Genomic DNA, 22,596 nt, shown 5'->3' with positions numbered 1-22,596 from the left:
CGGCTCAGTAGTTGCTGGTCCAGGTGATCGGGTACGGCTCCTTGGCCAGGTCGGTGCTGATGATGTAGCCGCGCAGCTCGTCTTCCCAGGAGTTGTTGTTGAAGGTGATCGGCTTGCCGTTGAAGGTCCCGGTGCCGGCGAACCTGATCCGGAGTTTCACCTCGCCGCTGACCTCGGTCGGCGCGCTGCTGTCCAGGTTCACTTCCACGGAGTCGAAGGTCTCCTGGAGCAGGGTCCACCGGACCGAGCTCTCGTCGATCTTCTGCCCGGTGCCCGGCGTGATCAGGTTCGGGCAGTTGTCCGGGGCGAGCTTCTTCTGCGTCAGGCAGGCCTTCAGCGACTTCTGGGCGGCCTGGATGAAGGCCTTCTTGCCGGCGGCGGTCACCGCCGGGGCCAGGTCCGAGACCTCGACGGTCTCGCCGAGGTCGGCGACCAGCAGCACGTTGCTCTTGCCGTAGTCGATCGTCTTCAGCCCGCTGCTGAACTCGTACGAACCCGGCAGCAGTTGCACGCTGTCACCCTCGGCCTTGACTCCGTTGATCAACATCGGCAGCTGCGCGACCTTGACGCCGGACAGGTCGACCTCGGCGAAGGGGTTGATCAACTTCCAGGTGTCGTCCAGCTTGGTCAGGGTGAACGTCTCGCTGACCGTTTCCTGGCCGAGCTGGAAGCTGGCCTCGACGGTGGCCGAGCCGGTCTTGGTGCCCTCGACCTCGGGCACCGTGATCGCCGTCAGCGGAGCCCGGTCGGCCGACTTCTGCAGCACGTCGTCGGTGAAGTACGGATTGTCGGTGGGCGGATCGGCGATGAAGCCGAGCACGGTCGCGGCCTGCCCGGCGGCCAGGCCGCCCAGGTAGGCCTGGACCGCGCTGGTCGGCGTCGCGCCCGGCCGTTTGGCGGCCTCGTTGGCGCGGAACACGACGACGCCGCCGACGACGCCGAGCAGGACCAGGGCCAGCACTCCGGCGCCGATGATCACCAGCAGCTTGACGTTGCTCTTCTTCGCCGGCTGCGGCCCGGGGCCGCCCGGCGCCGCCTGATACCCGTAACCGGTCTGCTGGCCGGCGTACGGGGACTGGCCGTCATAGCCGGCCTGGTTGCCGTAACCGGTCTGCTGGCCGTAGCCGGTCTGGTTCCCGTAGCCGGACTGCTGGCCGTAGCCGGTCTGGTCACCGTGACCGGGCTGTTGGCCGTAGCCGGGTTGCTGACCGTAGCCGGGCTGCTGACCGCCGTACCCGGACTGGCCCCCCGGCGGGTACTGACCACTCATCCTTCGAACTCCGTCGCACTCGTGTGGATCGCCCCCGGACGGGTCTCGGTCAGTATTCCTGCTGCCAGAAGACTTCCCTCGGCTCCTTGGTCAGGTCAGTGCTGACATAGAAGTACTGCCACTTGTTCGACCAGCTGTTGTTGTTGAAGGTCCCGGGGTTCCCGTTGATCGTTCCGGCCGCGGTGAACAGGAACTTCAGCTTCAGCTTTCCCTTCGTCATGTAGCTTCCGTCGCTGTTGGCGACCAGCCCGCCCTTGAACTCGTCCCAGCCTGCCTCCGGCGACGACCACCGGATCGTGCTCGCCGTGACCACATGCCCGGGGCTCGGGTTGATCCGGTTCGGGCAGTTGGGCGGTTTGACCGCCTTCTGCGCCAGGCAGGCCTTCAACGACGCCTTCGCGGCGGAGACGAAGGCCTTGTTGCCGGCCTCGGTCAGGGTCGCCACCGGCTCCGGCAGGTCCGGCGTCTCGGTGAGGCTCTTGACCAGGAACTTGTCGTCGCCGTACCCGATCGAGTTCATGCCCGAGGTCAGTTCGTACGAGCCGAACAGCAGGTTGGCGGTCTCGGCCTCGGTCTTGACTCCGTTGATCAACATCGGCAGGCCCTCGAGCCTCAGGTCGGTCAGGTCGACGGTGGCGAAGACCTGGTCGATCTTCCAGTCGTCGCCCACCTTGGTCAGGGTGAACCGCTGGTTCACCTGCTCGTCGCCGAGGTTGAAGGTGGCGTCGACCGCGGTGGTCACGCCCTTGGGCGGGGTCTCGGACACGGGGACGTTGATGCCGCTGATCGCGGCCCGCTTCTGCGACGCCGCGAGCACCTCGTCGGTGATCAGGCTCTTGTCCGGCGGCGGCTTGGCCCCGAAGGACAACGCCTCCTCGGCCCGGCCCGCGGCCACCGCCTCGAGGTAACCCTGGACGGCCGCCGGCGGCTTGGCGGCCGCGGCCTTCTGGGCGTTGTTGAAGAGCGCGACGCCACCGAACACGCCGAGGATGACCAGCGCCAGCGCGCAGATGCCGAGGATCAACAGCAGCCGCGTGTTCCGTTTCTTCGGCGGCTGCTGCGGCTGCCCACCGTACTGGCCCGGGCCGTAGGGGCCCTGCGGCCCGCCCGGACCCGCCAGGTAGCCCGGAGTCCCCGGGCTGCCGGCCGTCGCGCCGGGTGACTGCTGGAAGCCGCCCTGGCCATAGCTCGGCGGGCTGCCGGCGCCGGACTGGGGGCTGCCAGCCCCGGGTTGTCCATAGCCGGGCTGCTGGCCGTAGCCGGGCTGCTGACCGCCGCCGGGCTGCTGACCGTAACCGGGCTGCTGTTGCCCGTAGCCGGGCTGTTGACCGCCCGGGCCGGGCTGTTGACCGCCGTATCCGGGTTGGCCGCCGTAGCCGGGCTGCTGCCCGCCGTAGCCCGGGTCCTGGCCGTAACCGGGTTGCCCACTGCCGGGCGGCTGACCATACCCGCTGTCCCCCGGCCCCTGGCCCGAGTCACCCTGCGGATTGTTCCCGTAGGGTCCGGGCTGGCCTCCAGGCGGGTACTGACCACTCATCGCTGGACTCCATCGCATCGTCTGGACCCCCTGCGGTGGTCCACTCGGAAGCCAACCTTACCGATCGGTCGTCCCACCTGAGGGGCCCGGCTCGGCGGTGTCCGGGTGAAGAATCAGGTACGAATGCGGGACCGGCGGGCCCGGAGCAGTCCGTAGGTGGTGAGCAGCATCAGGGCCAGCCAGACCAGACCGAACCCGATCCACCGGCCGAAGGACATCTGCTCACCGAAGTAGGCGACGCCGAGGATGAACTGCAGCGTCGGCGCCAGATACTGCAGCAGCCCCAGCGTGCTGAGCGGGACCCGGGTCGCCGATGCCGCGAACAACAGCAGCGGCAGCGCGGTGATCGGTCCGCTGGCGATCAGCAGCAGGGTGTGGCCCCAGCCGAGGTGGCCGAAGGTCAGCCCGCCGGTGGCCTGGAGGAAGATCAGATAGCCGAGCGCGATCGGTGCCAGATAGGCGGATTCGATGGTCAGGGTCTCCACCGCGCCGGCGTTGATCTTCTTCTTCAGGAAGCCGTACAAGGCGAACGAGACCGCCAGCACCAGCGATACCCAGGGCGGCCGGCCGTAGTCGACGGTCAGCACGACCACCGCCACCGCGGCCAGCCCGACGCACGCCCACTGCACCGGGGCCAGTCGCTCGGACCAGATGATCACGCCGAGCAGGATCGACAGGATCGGGTTGATGTAGTAGCCCAGCGCGGTCTCCACCACGTGCCCGTTGGTCGCGGCCCAGATGAAGACGCCCCAGTTGACCGAGATCACCACCGCCGCGCCGGCGAGCATGATCAACTTCGGCCGGACGAGCATCCCGCGGAGTGAGCCGCGGGGGACCAGGATCAGCCACAGGGCGAGCGAGACCAGGAAGGACCAGACCACCCGGTGGGCCAACAACTCCACCGCGCCGGCCCGGCCGACCAGCGGCCAGAAGGCGGGGAACAGGCCCCAGAGTCCGTACGCGCTGAGGCCGTAGAGCGTGCCCTTGCGCAGCCGGGAATCCTGATCGCCCGGCGTCGTCACCCGCGGGTCACAGCGAGTGCGTGGAGATCACTCCACGTCCCAGGTGTCGCCTCCGGCGATCATGGTCTGCAGATCGTCCTCGGAGCCACCCTGCTGGGCGGCCAGCACGAGCTGGTCCCGGCTCAGGTCGTCGTAGGCGGGGGCCTCGACGCTGCGGAAGACGCCGATCGGCGCCCGGTGCAACACCCCGGCGTCGGTCAGCCGGGACAGCCCGAAGGCGTACGACGGATCGGCCCGGTGTTGATCATGGATGACGATCGACTCCAGGCCGACCTCGGACACCTCGGCGACGCTGAAGTCGCCGGTCTTCGGGTCGCGGATCACGCCGAGCCGGTTGTCGGTGCCGAAGACGATCGGCTCGCCGTGCCGGAGCGGGATGATCGCGTCGGCGTTCGCGTCGCGGCCGTTCAGCTCGTCGAACGCGCCGTCGTTGAAGATCGGGCAGTTCTGATAGATCTCCACCAGCGACGAACCACGGTGCGCCGCGGCCTCCTTGAGCACACCGGTCAGGTGCTTGCGGTCGGAGTCGATGGTCCGGGCCACGAAGGTGGCCTCGGCGCCGAGCGCCAGCGAGATCGGGTTGAACGGGTTGTCCAGCGAGCCCATCGGCGTCGACTTGGTCACCTTGCCGACCTCGGAGGTCGGTGAGTACTGGCCCTTGGTCAGCCCGTAGATCCGGTTGTTGAACAACAAGATCGTGAAGTTGACGTTGCGGCGCAGGGCGTGGATCAGGTGGTTGCCGCCGATCGACAGCGCGTCGCCGTCACCGGTGATCACGAACACCGCCAGGTCCTGCCGGGCGGTGGCCACGCCGGTCGCGATCGCCGGTGCCCGGCCGTGGATCGAGTGCATCCCGTAGCTGTCGACGTAGTACGGGAACCGGGAGGAGCAGCCGATGCCGGAGACGATCACCGTGTTCTCCTTGGCGATCCCCAGCTCCGGCATGAAGCCCTGGAACGCCGCCAGCACGGCATAGTCGCCGCAGCCGGGGCACCAGCGCACCTCCTGATCGGAGGTGAAGTCCTTCCGCTTCAGCGGCTCCAGCGACAGCGGCACCCCGGCCAGGCCCGGGTATTCCGGCCGGCCGGCGTCCTGGGGGCGGGAACCGTTTGCGAGCGCGGTCACCGGCTCGCTCCTTCCAGCTTGTCGATTTCCTGTTCAAGATCAACGGCGAGCTCGCCGAGCGAGATCGGCAGCCCGCGGACCCGTGAGTACGACTGCACGTCGACCAGATACTTGGCCCGCAGCAGCAGGGCCAGCTGGCCGAGGTTCATCTCCGGCACGATCACCTTGTCGTAGGACTTCAGGATCTCGCCGAGGTTGGCCGGGAACGGGTTCAGGTGGCGCAGGTGGGTGAACGCGATCTTGCGACCGGTCTTGCGCACCCGGCGGACCGCGGCCACGATCGGGCCGTAGGTCGAGCCCCAGCCCAAGATCAACACCTTGGCGCCGTCGGAGCCGTCGTCCTCGTTCACAACAAGATCGGGAATGTCCTGGACGATCCCGTCGATCTTGGCCTGCCGGGTCCGCACCATCGCGTCGTGGTTGGCCGGGTCGTAGGAGACCGCGCCGGTGTCCTTGGCCTTCTCGATGCCGCCGATCCGGTGCTGCAGGCCGGCGGTGCCCGGGATGGCCCACGGTCGGGCCAGCGTCTCGGGATCCCGCCGGTAGGGGTAGTAGACCTCGGCGCCCTCTTTGTCGGTGCCGTTCTTGGCGGTGGCGAAGCCGGGATCGATCGGCGGGATCGCCGCGATGTCCGGCACCTTCCACGGCTCGGCGCCGTTGGCGATGTAGCCGTCGGAGAGCAAGATCACCGGCGTCCGGTACTTGATCGCGATCCGGGTCGCCTCGATCGCGGTGTCGAAGCAGTCCAGCGGCGACTGGGCGGCCAGGATCGGGACCGGCGCCTCGCCGTTGCGGCCGAACATCACCTGCAACAGGTCCGCCTGCTCGGTCTTGGTCGGCATCCCGGTGGAGGGGCCGGCGCGCTGGATGTCGCAGACCACCAGCGGCAGTTCGGTCATCACCGCCAGGCCGATCGCCTCCATCTTCAGCGCGATGCCCGGCCCGGAGCTGGTGGTCACGCCCAGGTGCCCGGCGAAGCTGGCCCCGAGGGCGGCGCCGACGCCGGCGATCTCGTCCTCGGCTTGGAACGTGGTGACCCCGAACCGCTTGTGCTTGGACAGTTCGTGCAGCACGTCGGAGGCCGGAGTGATCGGATAGGCGCCGAGGAACAGCGGAAGGCCGCTCTTCTTGGACGCGGTGATCAGCCCGTACGCCAGCGCCACGTTGCCGGAGATCTGCCGGTAGTGACCGGACGGCATCGGGGCCGGCTCGACCTGGAACGTGTTGGCGAAGACCTCGGTGGTCTCGCCGAACGCGTACCCGGTCTTGAAGGACGTGATGTTGGCGTCGCGGATGTCCGGCTTGGAGGCGAACTTGGTGGAGAGGAACTTGATCGTTCCCTCGGTCGGCCGGTGGTAGAGCCAGGACAGCAGGCCGAGCGCGAACATGTTCTTCGCCCGCGACGCGTCCTTGCGGCTCAGCCCGAACTCCTTGACCGCCTCGACGGTCAGCTGGGTCAGGTCGAACGCGTGCAGCTGGTAGGCCTCCAGGCTGCCGTCCTCGAGCGGGTTGGCGTCGTAACCGACCCGGGCCAGGTTGCGCTTGGTGAAGTCGGCCGTGTCGGCGATGATCAAGCCGCCGCGGGGCAGGTCGGCGATGTTGGCCTTGAGTGCCGCCGGGTTCATCACCACCAGCACGTCCGGCCGGTCGCCCGGCGTCATGATGTCGTAGTTGGCGAAGTGCAGCTGGAAGCTGGAGACACCCGGCAGGGTCCCGGCCGGTGCCCGGATCTCGGCCGGGAAGTTCGGCAGGGTCGAGATGTCGTTGCCGAAGACCGCCGCGTCGGCGGTGAACCGATCGCCGGTGAGTTGCATGCCGTCGCCGGAGTCGCCGGCGAATCGGATCACCACTCGATCGAGCGTCTGGACGGTTGTCACCCGGGATGCCTTCTTCCTTGGCGTCGTCTGACTGCGGGGCCGAGTCCGAGGAGAGAGCCCCGGTACGGGTGTCGGCCGCGGTCGCAGTCACCCATCATAAGGCGACCCTGACTAGACCCAATCCCGATCCACGGGATGGACCGGTGTGGCCGCTGTGACTCCTCACACCTTGTCCTCCGTCATCGAAGAACTTCCACAATAGGTACGGACTATTCTACTTGGCGAAATCATGATCCGCCGAAGGGTCCGTGACGGCTGACGGGTAGTGTGCGCCGACGATGGCATTCCAGGTCATTCAGACACGGAGGTGGTCGTGACCGGCAGGGCGCCGCTGCGCGCGGGAGTGGTGGGCCTGGGGGTCGGCCGAGGGCACATGCGGGCCTACTCCGAGTTGGACGGCGTCGAGCTGGTCGCGCTGGCCGGGCAGGAGCCCGATCAGCTCGCCGGGCTGGGTGCCGACTTCGGCGTCCGACGGCTTTATCCGGACTGGGCGACCATGATCGCCGACGGCGACCTCGACGTGATCAGCGTCGCCACCCCGACCGCGCTGCACGCTCCGATCGCCGTTGCGGCGCTGAACGCGGGGATCCACGTCCTGTCCGAGAAGCCGATGGCCGAGTCCCTGGCCTCAGCCCGGTCGATGGCCGAGGCGGCGCGGTCCAACGACCGAGTGCTCGACATCTCCTTCAATCAGCGGCAGCGCGGCGCGGTCCGGGCGATGCGGGAGTTGATCACCTCCGGGCAGCTCGGTGAGCTCTATTACGCCAAGGCCGGCTGGCTGCGGCGGCAGGGAATCCCCAGCCTCGGAAGTTGGTTCACCCGGTCGACCCTGGCCGGCGGCGGGACGATGATGGACATCGGCGTGCACATGCTGGACATGGCGCTGCACCTGCTGGATGAGCCCGCGGTGCACTCCGCGTCTGCGGCCGGCTATGCGGTCTTCGGTCCGCGGGGTCGAGGAGGGATGGCCGGCCGGGCGCGGCCGGTCGCGGATCCGGACGGCCGGGTCGCCTTCGAGGTCGAGGATCTCTCGACCGCCTTCCTTCGCCTGTCCGGCGGGGCGACGCTGCTGCTCGAGGCGAGTTGGGCGCAATGGATCCCGCATGATCAGTGCTACGTGACGGTCTACGGCACGGAGGGCGGGGCGAGCTATGAGTGGGGCGGGCCGCCGAACGCCCCGTACCAGCGGTTGAACGTGTGGACCGAGGTCGACGGGACGCCGGCCGTGCTCCAACCCCTGGTGCCGGAGAACGGCGGCATTCGGGCCACCGTGGGCAACTTCCTGGCCAAGGTGCGCTCCGGGACCTCCGGTGACCATTGGGGAGAGGAAGCGCTACGGCGGGCCGCGGTGGTGGAGGCGATCTATGCCTCGGCGGCCGAGGGAGCGGAAGTGTCGCTGGACTAGCAGAGTGGTGTCGAACGGTGACACCCTGTCTATGGGTCCCGGTCGAGCCGCTCGATCGCGGCCGCAGCGGCCGTATCGAGGTCGGCCAGGACGGTGCGGATCCGGTCGGGATCCTGACCGAGCGCGTCATGGAAAACGGTCAGGGCTCGGCGGAACGCGGGACGGCAGGTCTCCAGACAGGCCCGGCCGGCGTCGGTCAGCTCGACCCGATAGGAGCGAGCGTCGAGGGGGTTGGCGCTGCGGCTCACGTGACCGCGCCGGTCCAGGGCGGCCAGGTGCCCGGTCAGCGTCGAGCGCTTGACGCCGAGTCGTTGGCTGAGCTGCCGCGGCGTCATCGGCGCGATGCCGAGTTGGCTGTAGACGGCGAATTCCGCCGGGGTGACTCCGGCGCCGATCAGTGCCACCTCGACCAGCCGGCCGATCCGCTGATCGAGGACGTGCAGGTCGAGCAGGAGATTGCCGTCGGCGCTGCCGATCTGGCGAGCCTCGTCGCCGTCCGTCTCGTTCGCCATGGGGTTCAACCTACGAGTCTCGCCATCCGGCCGCGGCCGATCGCGATTCGGGATATAGTCCGAGCTCGTACTAGTTTCGTCCCGGGGGATGAGCCATGGGCATCGCCGCTCGCATGATCAAGATCGCCGTGGTCGCGATCGCGCTGACCTGCTCGGCCGCCGTGGCCGCCGCCGGCCCCCGGCCCGTCGAGTACGTCGTCTCCGAGACACCCGGCTTCCTGCCGGAAGGGATCGCGATCGATTCGGCCGGCACCATGATCGTCGGTTCCGATGGGACCGGGGCGATCAACCGCGGCGACGTGGGCAACCCCCGGCTCACGTCGCTGCCGGTTGACGGTCTGTCCGATCGGGGCAAGACGTTGGGTGTGCACCTGGGCCCGGGCGGCGAGATCTGGTCGGTCGGTCGTGATCAACTGACGGTGCACACGCCGCGCGGTCGGCTGATCCACCGCCGCTCCGCCGCCGGCGGCCCGCTCGGGCCGTCCGACCTGAATGATCTTGTCGTCACCCGCACCGCCGTCTACGTCACCGACTGGGCCAACCCGATCGTGTATCGCGCCACGGTGCGGGGCGGCCGGGTCGGGCCGCTGGAGCCCTGGCTCGATCTGCGGCCCGCGTTCCCCGGCTTCCCGGCGCAGTTCTGGCTGCTCAACGGGATCACCGCCTCGGCCGACGGCCGCACGCTGCTGATCGCCTCGAACGGGACCGAGGCGGTCTGGCGGGTGGAGGTCGCCGGGCGGGAGATCAGCCGGCTCGATCTCGGCGACCAGAGCTTCGGCGCCGACGGGCTCGAGCTGGTCGGCAGCACGCTCTACGGGGTGCTCAACTACGGCGCGCCGCACGGGGTCTATCTGGCCGACCTCGATCCCGCGCTGCGCCGCGGAACGATCACCCACCGGCTGCTCACCGACGCGGCGGGAAAGCCGTTCGCGTTGCCGTCCACGGTCGCCGTGCATCGCTGCCGGTTGTACGTCGTCAACAGCCAGCTGGACCAGCGGCCGGGCCGGCCGCCGTACACGGTCAGCGCGCTGCCCGATCCTGCCTGCTGAGCCCGGCCCGACCGGTGGTCCGGGTCGGCTCAGAGGATCCAGGCGGCCGAGATCACCAGCGGCAGCAGGCCGAGCAGGACGAGCGGGTGCCAGGGTTTGCGGCGGTTGATCACCAGCGTCGCGACGGCCGCGACGATGCCGATCACTCCGGTCATCACCCAGAGGCCCAGGGCGCGCTCCCGGCCGAGGTCGGCTTCGCCGCGGACGGCGAGGTAGGCGGCGAGGGCGACGGTCAGGAAGCCGAACACGACCCAGACGATCGTGCTCATCACCAGGCGCTGGACCAGGTCGAGGCTCTGTTCCTCGGCCGCCCGGGCCGAGTCGCGCCGGCCCGGATCGGGATCGGACATGGCTTCCTCACTTACTTCGTGCACGAATTGTTCGCGTACAAAGTATAATGCGGTCGTGGCTGAATCCATTCCCGCCGAGGTCGAGGAGCCGGATCTGCTCGCGCTGGAGCAGCAGGTCTGCTTCGCCCTCGCGGTCGCATCGCGGACCGTGATCGGGCTCTATCGGCCGATCCTGGAGCCGATGGGGCTGACCCATCCGCAGTATCTGGTGATGCTGGCCCTGTGGCAGCACGGCTCGCTCTCGCTGCGGGAGCTGACCGACCTCGTCTCCAATGACGCCGCCACCCTCTCTCCGCTGGTCCGGCGGCTGGCCGAGTCCGGCTACGTCCGACGCGACCGCGATCCCGACGACGAACGCAGCCTGCGGATCTCGCTCACTCCCCGCGGCCGGCGGTTGCGACAGAAGGCACTCGACATCCCGCCGACGATCATGAAGAAGCTCGACATGGACCTGGCCGAGGTCCGCCGCGTCCACGCCTCCCTCACCGATCTGATCAAACGAGCCACCACCGACGCCCCCTAACCCAGGATTGCGAGCCGCACGAGCATCGAAAGCCGCCGCGCGACTGCTACTGGCCGACGCGAGTGTTACAGCCGTCGCGTGGGCCGATAGGAGTCGCGTCGCGGCCTGACCCAGGGTCGGCGCGCTTGGGTTCAGCGGGTGTTGTGTCCGGGGTTGCGTCGAGTGTGACGTTATCGACGCCCGGTCGCCGGATCGGCGTCGTTAGGGTCACACTCGGTGCCGCCCGTCCGGCGGCCGGCCGCCCGGGTGCACTCCATGCCCAACCTGCCCTTCATCGCTGCGCTTGAAATCCCTCCCGCGACGCATCCGGTACGGCACCGCGACTCGGCGAGTGTCCAACCGGGGTCTCGCGCGCTTGGCTGAGGTTTCGGAGACTTTCTCAGTGGCCAATGGAGCGGCTTCGGGTGCTGCTCGCGTCGGGTCCGCCCTTGGTGCGTCCTTTCCGGCCGTCAGGCCGAACCCAGGAGAGGAACCGGCTGGCTTGCTCTTCGACAGCTCAGGGAACGAAACAAGCGGTCAGGGAGCCGTGGTGGCACGGGTGAGCAGGGTGCAGAGTTCCTGGATCCGGGTGATCAACTCCGGCGGCTCGTGGGCCTCGAACTCGAAGCCGAACAGGCCGACGTACAAGATCAACTCGTCCAGTGAGTCGGAGCCGGCGACCAGGGTGCAGCGGTCGTCGCCGGCCGGCTCCAGGTAGCCGACGGACGGGGTGATCCGGTCGGCGGCGACCTGGGCCGGCACGTGCAGGGTGAAGCGGCCGGTGTAGCGGTAGCCTCCGGTCGAGAAGCGGCGGACGGTCCCGCTGGCAGTGTCGACCTCGGGCGCCTCCCGGGGCGTGAAGCGGGGCCCGGTCGGGGTCCGGGGCCGGAGCCGATCGAGCCGAAAGGTGCGCCAGTCGGCCCGGTCGAGGTCCCAGGCGAGGAGGTACCAGTGCCGGCCGGTGTGCAGCAGCCGGTGCGGTTCGGTCCGGCGCCGGCTCGCGTTCGGGCCCGAGGCGTAGTCGAAGCGGAGCTGCTCGTGCGCCGCGCAGGCCGCGGCGACCGCGGCCAGCACGGCCGGGTCGACGGCGGCGGTGCCGGCCGGGACCGGCACGGTGACGCTGCCGAGGGTGCGGACCCGGTGCCGCAGCCGGGACGGCAGCACCTGTTCCAGCTTGGTCAGCGCGCGCAGCGAGCTCTCCTCGATCCCGGCGACCGTGCCCGCGGCGGCGGTCCGCAGCCCGATCGCGACGGCCACCGCCTCGTCGTCGTCCAGCAGCAGCGGCGGCACCCCGGCGCCCGCGCCGAGCCGATAGCCGGCGACGCCGGGCGTGGTCTCGACCGGATAGCCGAGGTCGCGCAGCCGTTCGATGTCGCGGCGCACGGTCCGGGCGTCGACGCCGAGCCGCTCGGTCAGTTCGGTGCCACTCCGCGGCACCGGGCCCTGCAGCAGGGACAGCAGCCGGAGCAGCCGGGCCGAGGTTTCTCGCATGTCGTCAAATCTCTCGTCAGGCTAGGGCCGTTTCCGCCCTAGGTTGATCCTAGTGTCGTTCTCATGAACCACGAGACGATCCATCCCTTCCGCATCGAGGTGACTGACGAGGAACTGGCCGGCCTGCACGCGCGGCTCGATGCGACCCGCTGGCCCGCGGCGCTGCCCGGCGACGACTGGGACACCGGCGTCCCGGTCGGCTGGCTGCGTGAACTGGTCCGCTATTGGCGCGAGGAGTACGACTGGCGCGCGGCGGAGCGGGAGCTGAACGCGTACCCGCAGTTCAAGACCGAGCTCGACGGCCAGCCGATCCACTTCCTGCACGTTCGATCGACCGAGGCCGACGCGTTGCCGCTGCTGCTGACCCACGGCTGGCCGGGCTCGGTGGTCGAGTTCCTGGACCTGATCGGGCCGCTGACCGACCCGGTCGCGCACGGCGGCGAGGCCGCGGACGCCTTCCACGTGGTCATTCCCGCGCTGCCCGGCTTCGGATTCTCCAGCCCGGTCACCTCGTCGGGTTGGACGGTGCAGCGGATCGCCCGGGCCTGGGACGAACTGATGGGACGGCTGGGCTACGACCGGTATGCGGTGCAGGGCGGCGACATCGGTGCCGCGGTCTCACCGGAGGTCGGCCGGGTCGCGCCGGAGCGGGTGGTCGGCGTGCACGTCAACGGCGGTCCCGGCCCGTTGCCGCCGCTGCCGATGGCGGACGAGGAGCGTGCCTCGCTGTCGTCGTTGGATCAGGATCGGGTGGCCCGGGTCGAGGCGTTCCTGCAGCAGGAGTTCGGCTACATCGCGATCCAGTCGACCCGGCCGCAGACGCTGGCATACGGGCTCGTCGATTCACCCGTCGGGCAGCTGGCCTGGCTGATGGACAAGTTCCGGGAGTGGACCCACCCGCAGCAGGCCGACCCCGGCGACGTGATCGGCCGGGACCGGCTGCTCACCAACGCGATGTTCTACTGGCTGACCGGCACCGCCGGCACCGCCGGTTATGTCGGTTACGCCCAAGATCAACCCTGGGGCGTCGGCAACGAGAACTCCGGCGTGCCCACCGCCGCCCTCGTCTTCGCCCACGACGTCGGCATCCGCCGGTACGCGGAGCGCGAGAACACCATCACCCGCTGGACCGACGTCGACCGCGGCGGCCACTTCGCCGCCCTGGAAGAACCGGAGCTGTTGATCAAGGACGTCCGCGAGTTCTTTCGAGACCTCCGCTAGCTGCCAGTTCGTTCCCTGAGCCTGTCGAAGGGCAAGTCACAGTCGTCAACTCCTCAGACACAGCAGGAGCATCATCGGGCCTGCCCTTCGACAGGCTCAGGGGACGAACACCCAAACCTCGCTTGACCAGGGTCGCGGCTATTTGTGGGCGTCGGGGCGGCGGAGGGGGCCGGTGCCGCCTTGTTGCCAGGGGTGCGGACCTTGCTCGGGGCGGTAGTTGACGCCTTGGGCGTCGAGGCGGATCAGGTGCTGGGCCAGGCGGGTGGAGAACTCGGCCCAGTCGCGGTCGGCCGGGTCGGACCAGGCGACCTCGGCGTGGGCGCAGGCGCGGGGATAGAGCATGTAGTCGACCCGGCGGGTGGTCGGCATGTATTCGGTCCAGACCTGGCACTGGGTGCCCAGGATTCGATCATGGAGCTCGGCCGGGATGCCGTCGGTCGGCTCCAGCGAATAGACCCGATCGGTGGTGACCAGGCCGCCGATGCCGTACTGCTCGTCATGATCATCGCTGGGGTAGTAGTCGAAGTACGTGTGCGAGGTCGGCGCCATGATCACCTCGCCGCCACCCTGGGCCGCGGCGACGCCGTAGCTGGAGTTGCGCCAGGCCATGGTGACCGCGCCCTCGAGCAGGCCCTCGTCGTTGATCTCGTCCCAGCCGACCAGCTGCCGGCCGCGCTCGGCCAGCCAGTCCCGGAGCCGCTCGGTGAACCAGCGCTGCAGTTGCTCCGGCCCCGCCAGTCCGCGCTCGGCCGCAAGCCGCTCGGTGGCCGGGTTGCCGATCCACTCGGTCCGTGGGCACTCGTCGCCGCCGACGTGCACGTACCGGCTGGGGAAGATCTCCAGCAGCTCGGTGTAGAGATCGAAGACGACCGTGAGGGCGTCGTCGGTCATGTTCAGCACCTCGGGGAAGATGCCGAAGGTGGTCGCCGTCTGATAGCCGGACTCGGGGTGGTTGCCGAGCTCCGGGTACGCGGTGAGCAGGCTCAACACGTGGCCGGGGAACTCGAGCTCGGGCACGATCGTGATCCCGCGCTGCTCGGCGTAGCGGACCAGCGACCGGAGTTGATCTTGGGTGTAGAAGCCGCCGTGCGGCGTGCCGTCACCATGATCATCGAGGTGCCGCTTCGTCTCCGTCCGCCAGCTGCCGAGCCGCTGCAGCTTCGGGTACTTCTTCGACTCGAACCGCCAGCCCTGATCCTCGGTCAGGTGCAGCTGGAAGGTGTTGTACTTGTGCAGAGCCAGCAGATCGACGAACCGGAACAGGTCGCCGAGCGGCATGAAGTGCCGGCCCACGTCGAGCATCACCCCGCGCCAGCCGAACCGCGGCCGGTCCTCGATCGTGACGCAGTCGATCGCTTGATCATCCGTGCTCGGCGCCGGCCGGAGCACGGCCGGCGGCAGCAGCTGCCGCAGCGTCTGGATCGCCCAGTTGACGCCCCGGTCGTCCGCCGCCGAGATGGTGATCTTGTCCGGCGTCACTTCCAGCCGGTACGCCTCCGGCGGCAGGTCGGCCTCGCTGATCACGAACGCACCGTCGTCGGCCGGCAACAGGTCCAGCCCGGTGCCGGGCGTCAGCAGCCGGCGGGCGATCGCGGCCCAGGCCGGCGGCGCGGCGATCCGGAGATCATGATCGAAGACGAACGTCCCGGACCCAGCGGTCACGGACGTCGGGCGAGGCAACAGGTTCACCAGCCCAGCCTAAGACTCGGCGCTTGTTTCGTTCCCTGAGCCTGTCGCAGGGCAGGCCAGATCAGGCTTGCCCTTCGACAGGCTCAGGGGACGGTTGGGGTCAGGAGGCCGCGTCGACGCGGGCCAGGAAGGCGGCCCGCTCGTCGTCGCTGAGGAGGATGCAGAACTCGTTGCCCTCCGGGTCGGCCAGGGTCATCCAGCCGGCGCCGTCCCGGCGGTGGTCGGCGACCTCGGTCGCGCCGAGGCCGAGCAGCCGGTCGATCTCCCCGGCCTGGGTCAGGTCGGTCGGGCGAAGATCGAAATGGATCCGGTTCTTCACGGTCTTGCCCTCGGGCACCTCGATGAACAGCACCTGGAGCGACCGGTCGGCGGACATGATCATGCATTCTTCGTGGCCGGGCTCGTTCGGATCGTCGGGGTCCTCGGACAGACCCAGCACGTCGGCCCACCAAACCGATTGGGCGTAGGCGTTCTTCGCGTCGATGCTGGTGTGAGAGATCCGGCTGGTCATGGCGCTAGCTTGCCAGTCGTTGTCCGGGGACGTGCGAAGGGCGCCATCCGGATCGGATGGCGCCCCACGGATTCGATGACCGGATCAGCGGTTGCCACCCTGAAGATCGTCGGCCTTGTCCTGCAGATCCTGGGCGGTGTCGCCGACCCCGGCGGCCGCGTTGTGCGCACCGTCGTCGACCGCGTTGGCGGCTTCCTGCACGGCCGGCGAATCGGCCGCGTCGGCCACGTTCTGGACCCCTTCGCCGACGGTGTCGGCCGCGGCGGCGGCGCCGTCCTCGACCTTGTCGGCCGGGGTGTCGTCACCGTCGAACCGGTCCTTCACGTCGTCGACCAGATCCTCGGCCTTGTCCCTCGCGACCTCGGCGAAGTCCTCGGCCTTGTCCTTGGCGGCCTCGAAGCCCTCCTTGGCCTTCTCGCCGAGCTCGCTGGCCTTCTCCTTGATTTCATCGAACAGACCCATTGCCATCTCCTTCGTCCAATGTCCCGCTGGCGTCGTCATCCTAGGGCTGGAAAAGTACCGGAAAACAGTCCTGACCGCAGAATTCTTCGACCGGTCGTTTCCTGCGCGGCGGGATGATCTTGGCCGGCAAGATCAACTGGACTCGCGGACCACCAGTCGGTACGACACGCGACGCCGGGCCCGGGGACCGGAGCGGGGGATCTCGCCCGCCGCCATGCCGAGTGCGAGCCCGACCGCCGCCGCGGCGACGCCCTGCACGTCGAGCGCCAGAGTGGTCAGTTGCGGGGAGACGTACGTGCCGAGGCTGAGGCCGTCGAATCCCGCCACCTTGATCTGTCCCGGCACGTCGATACCGGCTCGGCGCAGCGTCTTCAGCGTGCCGCAGGCCGCAACGTCGTTGAAGGCCATGATCGCGTCCGTGCCCGGATGATCTTGCAGGATCGCCTGGCTGCCGGCGGCCCCGGCGGCCATCGAGTTCTCGATCACCTGGGTCACCGGCGGCTCGATGCCGCGAGCTCGCATCAGGTCGACGAAACACTGGCCGCGGCGGGACAACGGTCCGGGCGGAGAGATATCGAGCAGCACCGGATGCCGCACCCCGCGATCGAGCAGATGGTCGACCAGGTCGGCCATGGCCGGCTCGAAGTCCTGCTCGATGCCGCCGACCGTCGCCCCCGGCTCGCTGTCGAACTGGACGCAGGGCAGGTCACCGAGTTGATCAAGTCCCTCGGAATCGTTGAGGTACCCGAGCAGGGCGTCGACCTGGCCGGCGACCTCACTCAGCAGCTCCTCCCGATCGCCGGCGTGGATCTTTTCGGCCACGATGACGTTCCAGCCCTGCTTGGCCGCCTCGCCGATCACTGCCGAGGCCAGCTCGGGATAGTACGGGTTGGTCAGATCGTCGACCACCAGGCCGAGGGTGTGCGGCTCCGGCTTCACCAGGCCGCGGCCGAATCGCGACGGGCGATAGCGGAGCCGCTTCGCCGCGGTCAGCACCCGGTCCTTGGTCGCCGGGTTGATCCCCGGCATGCCGTTCATCGCCCGGGTCACCGTCTGCCGGGACACCCCGGCGGCCGCGGCGACGTCGTTGATCGTCGCGCGGTGCGCCGGGGTGGCGGCGGACTTGGATCGGGCGGTCATGGTGGCTGAAGGGTAACGAGCCGGAGGTCGTCGGCCCAGCAGATTTCAGTCCGACGCCAGGTCGAGATAGGCGACCTGCTCCGGCGTCAGCTTCACCTTCAGGGCGTCGATCGAGGACCGGGTCTCGGCGATCGAACGCGGCCCGAACAGCGGGAACGTCGGGAACGGCTGGTGCAGCACGAAGGCCAGCGCGATCGCCGTGGCCGCCACGCCGAACTCGGCGGCGACCTTCTCCGCCCGGCGCAGCCGCTCGAAGTTCTCGTCGCTGTAGTAGCAGCGCACCAGTTCCTCGTCGGACCGGTCATCCGGGCGGGCCCGGCCGGTGAAGAAGCCGCGGGCCTGCGACGACCACGGCAGCAACGGGATCTGCCGCTCCGCCAGCCAGCGCTTCGACTCCGGGTCGGTGGCGTGCCGGCAACCGTTCCACGGCACGTCATAGGCCTCGGCCAGCCCGAAGTGGTTGCTCAGCAACTCGAAGCCCTGCTTGCCGGCCGTGCGGGCGTACGCATTCGCCTCGTCGATGCGCTCCGGCCGCCAGTTCGAGCCGCCGAAGACCTTGATCCGGCCGGCCTTGACGTGCCCGTCGAGGACGTCGACGAACTCGCCGACCGGGATGTCCTCGTTGTCCCGGTGCATCAGATAGATGTCGGCGTAGTCGGTGCCCTGCCGCTCCAGCGACTCCAGCAACTGCCGGGTGATCGACTCGGGATCGCAATGCGGCGTGTGCGCGCCCTTGGTGATCACCACGACGTCCTCGCGGACCCCGCGGTTGCGGATCCACTGGCCCAGCAGGGTTTCGTGCGCGCCGCGGCCGTAGATGTAGGCGGTGTCGAACGCGTTGCCGCCGAGGGAGTAGAAGTGATCGAACAGCGCCGAGGCGTGGGACAGGTTGGGCTGGTTGTCGCAGCCCATCACCAGCCGCGAGACCCGCTTGCCGATGCCGGCGATCTCGCCGTAGATCATCGTGCTGTCGTCGACCCGGAGTGGCTGCCCCGAGACGGTCGGGATGTCGGCGTCGTCGGCCTCGAACGGGTAGCGCAGGCTGATCGCCTCGCGCCAGGCGTCCAGGGCCTTGGCGTTGCCGAGGCTGTCGTCGAGGCTGATCTCGGTCGTCTCACCGACCCCGACCGCGGCGGCCAGGCCGTCGGCCTCGAGCGCGTACGGCTTCGCCTCGAAGGTGAGCTCCTGCGGGTCCTGACCGGCCACGGTCAGGGTGAGGACGGGCTGCTCGGACAGGGTCCAGGGGTCGCTGAGCTTGATCAGGCCCTTGGTGCCGTACACGGTGACGGAGGATTCGCTGACCCGGATGCCGGTCCGGGCGGACGCGGTGACGCCGCCGGCGAAGCTCAGCTGGGCGACGCTCCAGACATCCACGCCGCCGTCGACGGTGCCCTTGGCGTCGAGTGAGATCGGGTCGAGGAACGGCTTGCCGGCCGCGGCGCCGGCGATGGCTCGCGCGTACGAGATCGGGTAGCCGCCGACGTCGAGGATGCCGCCGCCGGCGAGATTCGGGTCGAACAGCCGGCCCTCGGAACGCCCGGTGGCGAACGCGAACGCGGCGTCGATGTGCACCAGGTCGCCGATCGTGCCGTCGCCGACCAGCTCCAGCACCTTCTTTGTCTGCGGGTGGAAGCGATACATGTAGGCCTCGACCAGCACCCGGTCGGCGGCGCGGGCCGCGTCGACCATGGCCATCGCCTGGCCGTGGTTGGGCGCGATCGGCTTCTCACACAGCACGTGCTTGCCGGCCTGCAGCGCCGCGATGGTCAGCTCGGCGTGGGTCGTGTGCACGGTGGCGACGTAGACGGCGTCGACCTCGGGGTCGGACAGGACCGAGTCGTAGTCGCCGGACTTGGCGGCGCCGAACTCCTCGGCGAAGGTGCGGGCGCGCTCGGGATCCGAGCTACCGACCGAGACCAGCGAGCCGTACTGACTCGAGCTGAGCTGGGTGGCGAAGCGGCGGGCGATGTTTCCGGGACCGATGACGGCCCAGCGAACGGCATTGACCATGAGTGTGCGGCTCCGAACAGTGAGGTCTCAGGTTCCCGACCGGTCTTGGCCGTGAACGTTCACAGCACGATCACGCTAACGCGGCCGGACACGTCGGGTCAACCACTTTGTGACCGGCCGGAGGGTTGACAGAGGGGACCCTTTCATAACAGCATCGTGAGCGTTCACGATCATGTGCTTCTGCATGCCCGACAGCTCTCAATGATGAGGAGTGTGGCAATGACACGATGGTCCCGCCGGGGTTTACTCGGGCTGGGTGCTGCTGCCTTGGCGGCGGGGTTACTCCCCGGCTGCGGGCAGACCTCGATCTCCGCGGACCCGCGCGAGCTGGTGCTGTGGTACTGGAAACGTTCGGTCAGTCCGAAGCTGCTGGAGCAGGCGGCGCAGCAGATCCCGGGCACCGACATGCGACTGCGCGCCGACACGATCGGCGGCACGTTCGACACCAAACTGCGCACCAGCCTGGCCGGTGGCAGCTACATCCCCGACATCTCGGGCATCAACTCCAACGCCTCGCTGTACTTCCTGGCCGAGGACAAGTTCCTGGACTTCAACCAGTACGGGGCGAAGGACGTCGAGGCCGACTACTACCCGTGGAAATGGAAGCTCGGCACGACCCCGACCGGTCGCTTCTGCTTCTGGCCGATGGACACCGGGCCGACCGGCTTCTACTACCGCTCCGACCTGTTCGCCGAGGCGAAGTTGCCCAGCGAACCGGAGGAGGTCAGCGCGCAGACGCGCACCTGGGAGGAATGGATCGAGGTCGGCCAGAAGCTCCGGACGAATTCGGACCGGGCCATGGTGAACGCCGGCAAGAGCCTCTACAACCAGTTCATCAACGCGAGCTCCGAGCGTTACTTCGATGATCAGAACCGGCCCTTGTACGAGAACGACAACAGCACGGTCCGGCAGGCCTGGGAGCTCGCCATGAAGGCGATCCAGGCAGGAGTCACGGCCGGCTTCACCTCCAACACCAGCGGTGATCAGAACTCGGCCTGGGTGAGCGGCAAGACCGTCGGCAACGTGGAGGCGGTCTGGTGGGGCGAGATCCTGAAGGACACGGCCCCGGACACCGCGGGGAAATGGCGGATCGCCAGCCAGCCGGTGAAGCCGGGCAACAGCGGCGGATCGTTCCTGGCGGTGCCGGCCGCCTGCAAGGATCCGGAGGCCGCGGTCGCGTTCATCCGGTGGCTGACTTCGCCGGAGAACCAGGCGGCGACGTTCAACGAGATCCAGCTGTTCCCGTCGACGCCGGCGTCGTTCACGTCGGGCTCGATGAAGGACGAGTCGGGATTCTTCGGTGATCAGGACGGGTTGGCCTTCTTCGCCGAGGCGGCGAAGGCGGTGCCGACCACGTTCGTCAGCACGTACGAGGCCCAGGTCTCGTTCTTCGGCAAGGAAGTCGACAACGTCGAGACCAGTGGCAAGGATCCCGAGCAGGCGTGGGACGACGCGGTGAACCAGTGCAACAAGGTGCTGGCGAAGCGGGGGGTGTTGGGATGACCACGACCACGGAGGCCGCGCCGGCCCGGGCCGCGCAGACGCCGGAGCCGCGGCAGCGGCCGAACCCGTTGCGGAAGTTCCTGCCGCAATATCTGGCGATCGCGCCGTTCTACATCCTGTTCCTGATCTTCGGACTGTTCCCGATCGTGTTCTCGATCTTCCTGTCCTTCACCGACTGGGACGGGATGGGGGAGATCAAGTTCGTCGGCCTGGCGCAGTATCAGTACCTGCTCACCGACGAGCGGTTCTGGAACGCGGTGGGCAACACCTTCATCATCTGGTTCATCTCGACCATCCCGATGCTGTTCCTGGCTCTGGTGATCGCCTTCCTGCTGCACTCCAACATCAGGTTCAAGGGCTTCTACCGGCTGGCGTACTTCATCCCGAACGTCACCTCCATGGTGGCCATGGCGATCGTCTTCGGGTCGGTCTTCTCCGACTCGTTCGGCCTGGTCAACTCGGCCCTGACGGCGCTCAACCTGGACGAGGTGCCGTGGTTGTCCTCGGACTGGGGGATCAAGATCACCATCGCCGTGATGGTGATCTGGCGGTTCACCGGCTACAACGCGATCATCTATCTCGCCGGCCTGCAGGCCATCCCGACCGAGCTGTACGACGCGGCCAAGGTCGACGGGGCCAGCACCTGGCGGATCTTCTCCTCGATCACGGTGCCGATGCTGCGCCCGGTGATCCTGTTCACGGTGATCACCTCGACCGTCGGCGGCTTGAGCCTGTTCACCGAGCCGCAGGTGTTGCTCGGTAACGAGGGCGGCCCGAACGAGGCCGGCATGACGATCGTGCTTTACCAGTACACGCAGGCGTTCGTGCAGTTCGACTTCGGTTACGGCTCGGCGATCGCCTGGGCTCTGTTCATCATCGCGGCGGTGTTCGCGATCATCAACTGGCGGCTGGTCCGGGAGCGAGACTCGATGAAGATCAAGCCCGGTCGTAACGAGGGGGCGGCGAAATGACCACACTGCTCGATCGGCCCACCGATCCGGATCAGGGCCGCCGGGACCGCAACACCGTCCGCCGCAATCTGGTCGGCCGGATCGTGACGCACGCCTGCATCATCGTCGGCGTGCTGCTGTCGCTGTATCCGTTCTACTGGCTGGTGGTGATGTCGACCAACACCACGGCCGAGATCTTCGACTATCCGCCCAAGCTGACCTTCGGTCCGCACCTGATCGAGAACCTGACCAAGGTCGTGTCGAGCATCGATCTGATCGGTGCCTTGATCAACACCCTGTTCGTCTCGCTGGCCTGTGCCGTGCTGGTCATGTTCTTCGACTCGCTGGCGGCGTTCGCGTTCGCCAAATACCACTTCCCGGGCAAGAACGTGCTCTTCGTGATCTTGATCGCGACGTTCCTGGTGCCGGGCAGCCTGTCCCTGGTGCCGAGCTTCGTGCTGATGTCGGAGATCGGCTGGGTCGGTCGCTTCGAGGCGCTGATCATCCCCGGGGCGGCGAACGCGTTCGGCATCTTCCTGTTGCGTCAGTTCGCGGCCGGATCGATCCCGGACGAGCTGGTGGAGTCGGCCCGGATCGACGGCGCCGGCTTCTGGCGGACGTACTGGAACGTCGGGGTGCCGATGCTGCGCAGCGGGCTGGCGTTCCTCGGCATCTTCACCTTCATCGGCGCCTGGAACGACTACGTCTGGCCGTTGATCATCCTGGTGAATCCGAAGCAGCAGACCCTGCAGACCGCGCTGCAGACGCTGAACTCGATCTACATCACCGACTACAGCATGGTGATGGCCGGCGCCCTGATCAGCGTCCTGCCGCTGATCGGGATCTTCATCATCGGCTCGCGGCACTTCATAGCCAACATCGCGGCCGGTGCCCTGAAGGGCTGACCGCGACGAGTGGACAACGGGGAGGATCTCGCCGGGTACTCCCGGTCGGATCTTCCCCGTTGTCG

General features: G+C 68.4%; 20 protein-coding genes. 7 read left to right on the top strand and 13 right to left on the bottom strand.

Going from position 1 to position 22,596, the window contains the following annotated elements:
* Nucleotides 1–4: 4 nt before the first annotated feature.
* The 5 genes from FNH24_RS10430 to FNH24_RS10410 form a co-directional block, all read right to left on the bottom strand.
* Entirely contained in the window at nt 5–1,270 is a 1,266-nt protein-coding gene (locus FNH24_RS10430; protein ID WP_152362112.1) for a sulfur globule family protein, read from the bottom strand.
* A gap of 49 nt (nt 1,271–1,319) precedes the next feature.
* A complete protein-coding gene (locus FNH24_RS10425; RefSeq protein WP_152362111.1) occupies nt 1,320–2,807 on the bottom strand; it encodes a hypothetical protein in 1,488 nt (495 codons plus the stop codon).
* Nucleotides 2,808–2,920: 113 nt separating this feature from the next.
* Nucleotides 2,921–3,829, bottom strand: coding sequence for an EamA family transporter RarD (rarD, locus tag FNH24_RS10420; protein ID WP_152362110.1), 909 nt, complete (start codon nt 3,827–3,829; stop codon nt 2,921–2,923).
* 27 nt (nt 3,830–3,856) lie between these two features.
* Entirely contained in the window at nt 3,857–4,954 is a 1,098-nt protein-coding gene (locus FNH24_RS10415) for a 2-oxoacid:ferredoxin oxidoreductase subunit beta (RefSeq protein ID WP_152362109.1), read from the bottom strand.
* Entirely contained in the window at nt 4,951–6,831 is a 1,881-nt protein-coding gene (locus tag FNH24_RS10410) for a 2-oxoacid:acceptor oxidoreductase subunit alpha (RefSeq protein WP_152362108.1), read from the bottom strand. The genes FNH24_RS10415 and FNH24_RS10410 overlap by 4 nt, the downstream gene beginning before the upstream one ends.
* A gap of 313 nt (nt 6,832–7,144) precedes the next feature.
* On the opposite strand from FNH24_RS10410, the gene FNH24_RS10405 reads away from it, so the two are divergent.
* On the top strand, nt 7,145–8,236 hold the full coding sequence (locus tag FNH24_RS10405; RefSeq protein ID WP_246186833.1) for a Gfo/Idh/MocA family protein: 1,092 nt from the start codon (nt 7,145–7,147) through the stop codon (nt 8,234–8,236).
* Nucleotides 8,237–8,265: 29 nt separating this feature from the next.
* Here the strand turns inward: FNH24_RS10405 and FNH24_RS10400 are convergent, their stop codons facing one another.
* Nucleotides 8,266–8,748, bottom strand: a complete 483-nt coding sequence (locus FNH24_RS10400; protein WP_152362107.1) for a MarR family winged helix-turn-helix transcriptional regulator — start codon at nt 8,746–8,748, stop codon at nt 8,266–8,268.
* Nucleotides 8,749–8,843: 95 nt separating this feature from the next.
* Here FNH24_RS10400 and FNH24_RS10395 point away from each other — a divergent pair, with 95 nt between their 5' ends.
* Nucleotides 8,844–9,797 (top strand): SMP-30/gluconolactonase/LRE family protein, encoded by a 954-nt coding sequence (locus tag FNH24_RS10395; RefSeq protein ID WP_152362106.1) that lies wholly within the window; start codon nt 8,844–8,846, stop codon nt 9,795–9,797.
* Between the two features lie 29 nt (nt 9,798–9,826).
* On the opposite strand, the gene FNH24_RS10390 is transcribed toward FNH24_RS10395, so the two are convergent.
* Nucleotides 9,827–10,147, bottom strand: coding sequence for a hypothetical protein (locus FNH24_RS10390; RefSeq protein ID WP_152362105.1), 321 nt, complete (start codon nt 10,145–10,147; stop codon nt 9,827–9,829).
* 55 nt (nt 10,148–10,202) lie between these two features.
* On the opposite strand from FNH24_RS10390, the gene FNH24_RS10385 reads away from it, so the two are divergent.
* The gene (locus FNH24_RS10385) at nt 10,203–10,670 is read left to right on the top strand and encodes a MarR family winged helix-turn-helix transcriptional regulator (protein WP_246186832.1); all 468 of its coding nucleotides are present in this window, start codon (nt 10,203–10,205) and stop codon (nt 10,668–10,670) included.
* Nucleotides 10,671–11,186: 516 nt separating this feature from the next.
* Here FNH24_RS10385 and FNH24_RS10380 read toward each other — a convergent pair.
* On the bottom strand, nt 11,187–12,140 hold the full coding sequence (locus FNH24_RS10380) for a helix-turn-helix transcriptional regulator (RefSeq protein ID WP_152362103.1): 954 nt from the start codon (nt 12,138–12,140) through the stop codon (nt 11,187–11,189).
* 63 nt (nt 12,141–12,203) lie between these two features.
* Between FNH24_RS10380 and FNH24_RS10375 the strand changes: the two genes are divergently transcribed.
* Entirely contained in the window at nt 12,204–13,361 is a 1,158-nt protein-coding gene (locus FNH24_RS10375; protein WP_152362102.1) for an epoxide hydrolase family protein, read from the top strand.
* Between the two features lie 138 nt (nt 13,362–13,499).
* Here FNH24_RS10375 and FNH24_RS10370 read toward each other — a convergent pair whose 3' ends face one another.
* The 5 genes from FNH24_RS10370 to FNH24_RS10350 all read right to left on the bottom strand — a co-directional run bounded on the left by FNH24_RS10370 (nt 13,500) and on the right by FNH24_RS10350 (nt 19,173).
* A complete protein-coding gene (locus FNH24_RS10370) occupies nt 13,500–15,050 on the bottom strand; it encodes a beta-N-acetylhexosaminidase (RefSeq protein WP_152362101.1) in 1,551 nt (516 codons plus the stop codon).
* Between the two features lie 100 nt (nt 15,051–15,150).
* Nucleotides 15,151–15,561 (bottom strand): VOC family protein, encoded by a 411-nt coding sequence (locus tag FNH24_RS10365; protein ID WP_152362100.1) that lies wholly within the window; start codon nt 15,559–15,561, stop codon nt 15,151–15,153.
* Nucleotides 15,562–15,645: 84 nt separating this feature from the next.
* The gene (locus FNH24_RS10360) at nt 15,646–16,023 is read right to left on the bottom strand and encodes a YtxH domain-containing protein (protein ID WP_152362099.1); all 378 of its coding nucleotides are present in this window, start codon (nt 16,021–16,023) and stop codon (nt 15,646–15,648) included.
* Between the two features lie 132 nt (nt 16,024–16,155).
* Nucleotides 16,156–17,163, bottom strand: a complete 1,008-nt coding sequence (locus FNH24_RS10355) for a LacI family DNA-binding transcriptional regulator (protein ID WP_152362098.1) — start codon at nt 17,161–17,163, stop codon at nt 16,156–16,158.
* 45 nt (nt 17,164–17,208) lie between these two features.
* Nucleotides 17,209–19,173 carry an aldo/keto reductase gene (locus FNH24_RS10350; protein ID WP_152362097.1) on the bottom strand — a complete coding sequence of 655 codons (1,965 nt, stop codon included), beginning with the start codon at nt 19,171–19,173 and terminating at the stop codon, nt 17,209–17,211.
* A gap of 219 nt (nt 19,174–19,392) precedes the next feature.
* On the opposite strand from FNH24_RS10350, the gene FNH24_RS10345 reads away from it, so the two are divergent.
* The 3 genes from FNH24_RS10345 to FNH24_RS10335 are packed head-to-tail and all read left to right on the top strand — an operon-like array spanning nt 19,393 to nt 22,531.
* Complete coding sequence (locus tag FNH24_RS10345) at nt 19,393–20,676, top strand: ABC transporter substrate-binding protein (RefSeq protein WP_217428144.1); 1,284 nt, start codon at nt 19,393–19,395, stop codon at nt 20,674–20,676.
* Complete coding sequence (locus tag FNH24_RS10340; RefSeq protein WP_152362096.1) at nt 20,673–21,647, top strand: carbohydrate ABC transporter permease; 975 nt, start codon at nt 20,673–20,675, stop codon at nt 21,645–21,647. Before FNH24_RS10345 ends, FNH24_RS10340 begins: the two co-directional genes overlap by 4 nt.
* Complete coding sequence (locus FNH24_RS10335; protein ID WP_152362095.1) at nt 21,644–22,531, top strand: carbohydrate ABC transporter permease; 888 nt, start codon at nt 21,644–21,646, stop codon at nt 22,529–22,531. Before FNH24_RS10340 ends, FNH24_RS10335 begins: the two co-directional genes overlap by 4 nt.
* Nucleotides 22,532–22,596: the final 65 nt, after the last annotated feature.

Source organism: Microlunatus speluncae (genome assembly GCF_009299835.1).
Lineage (GTDB): Bacteria > Actinomycetota > Actinomycetes > Propionibacteriales > Propionibacteriaceae > Microlunatus > Microlunatus speluncae.
The sequence above is the reverse complement of the archived record's forward strand: the minus strand, read 5'-3'. Positions and strand labels throughout refer to the sequence as shown.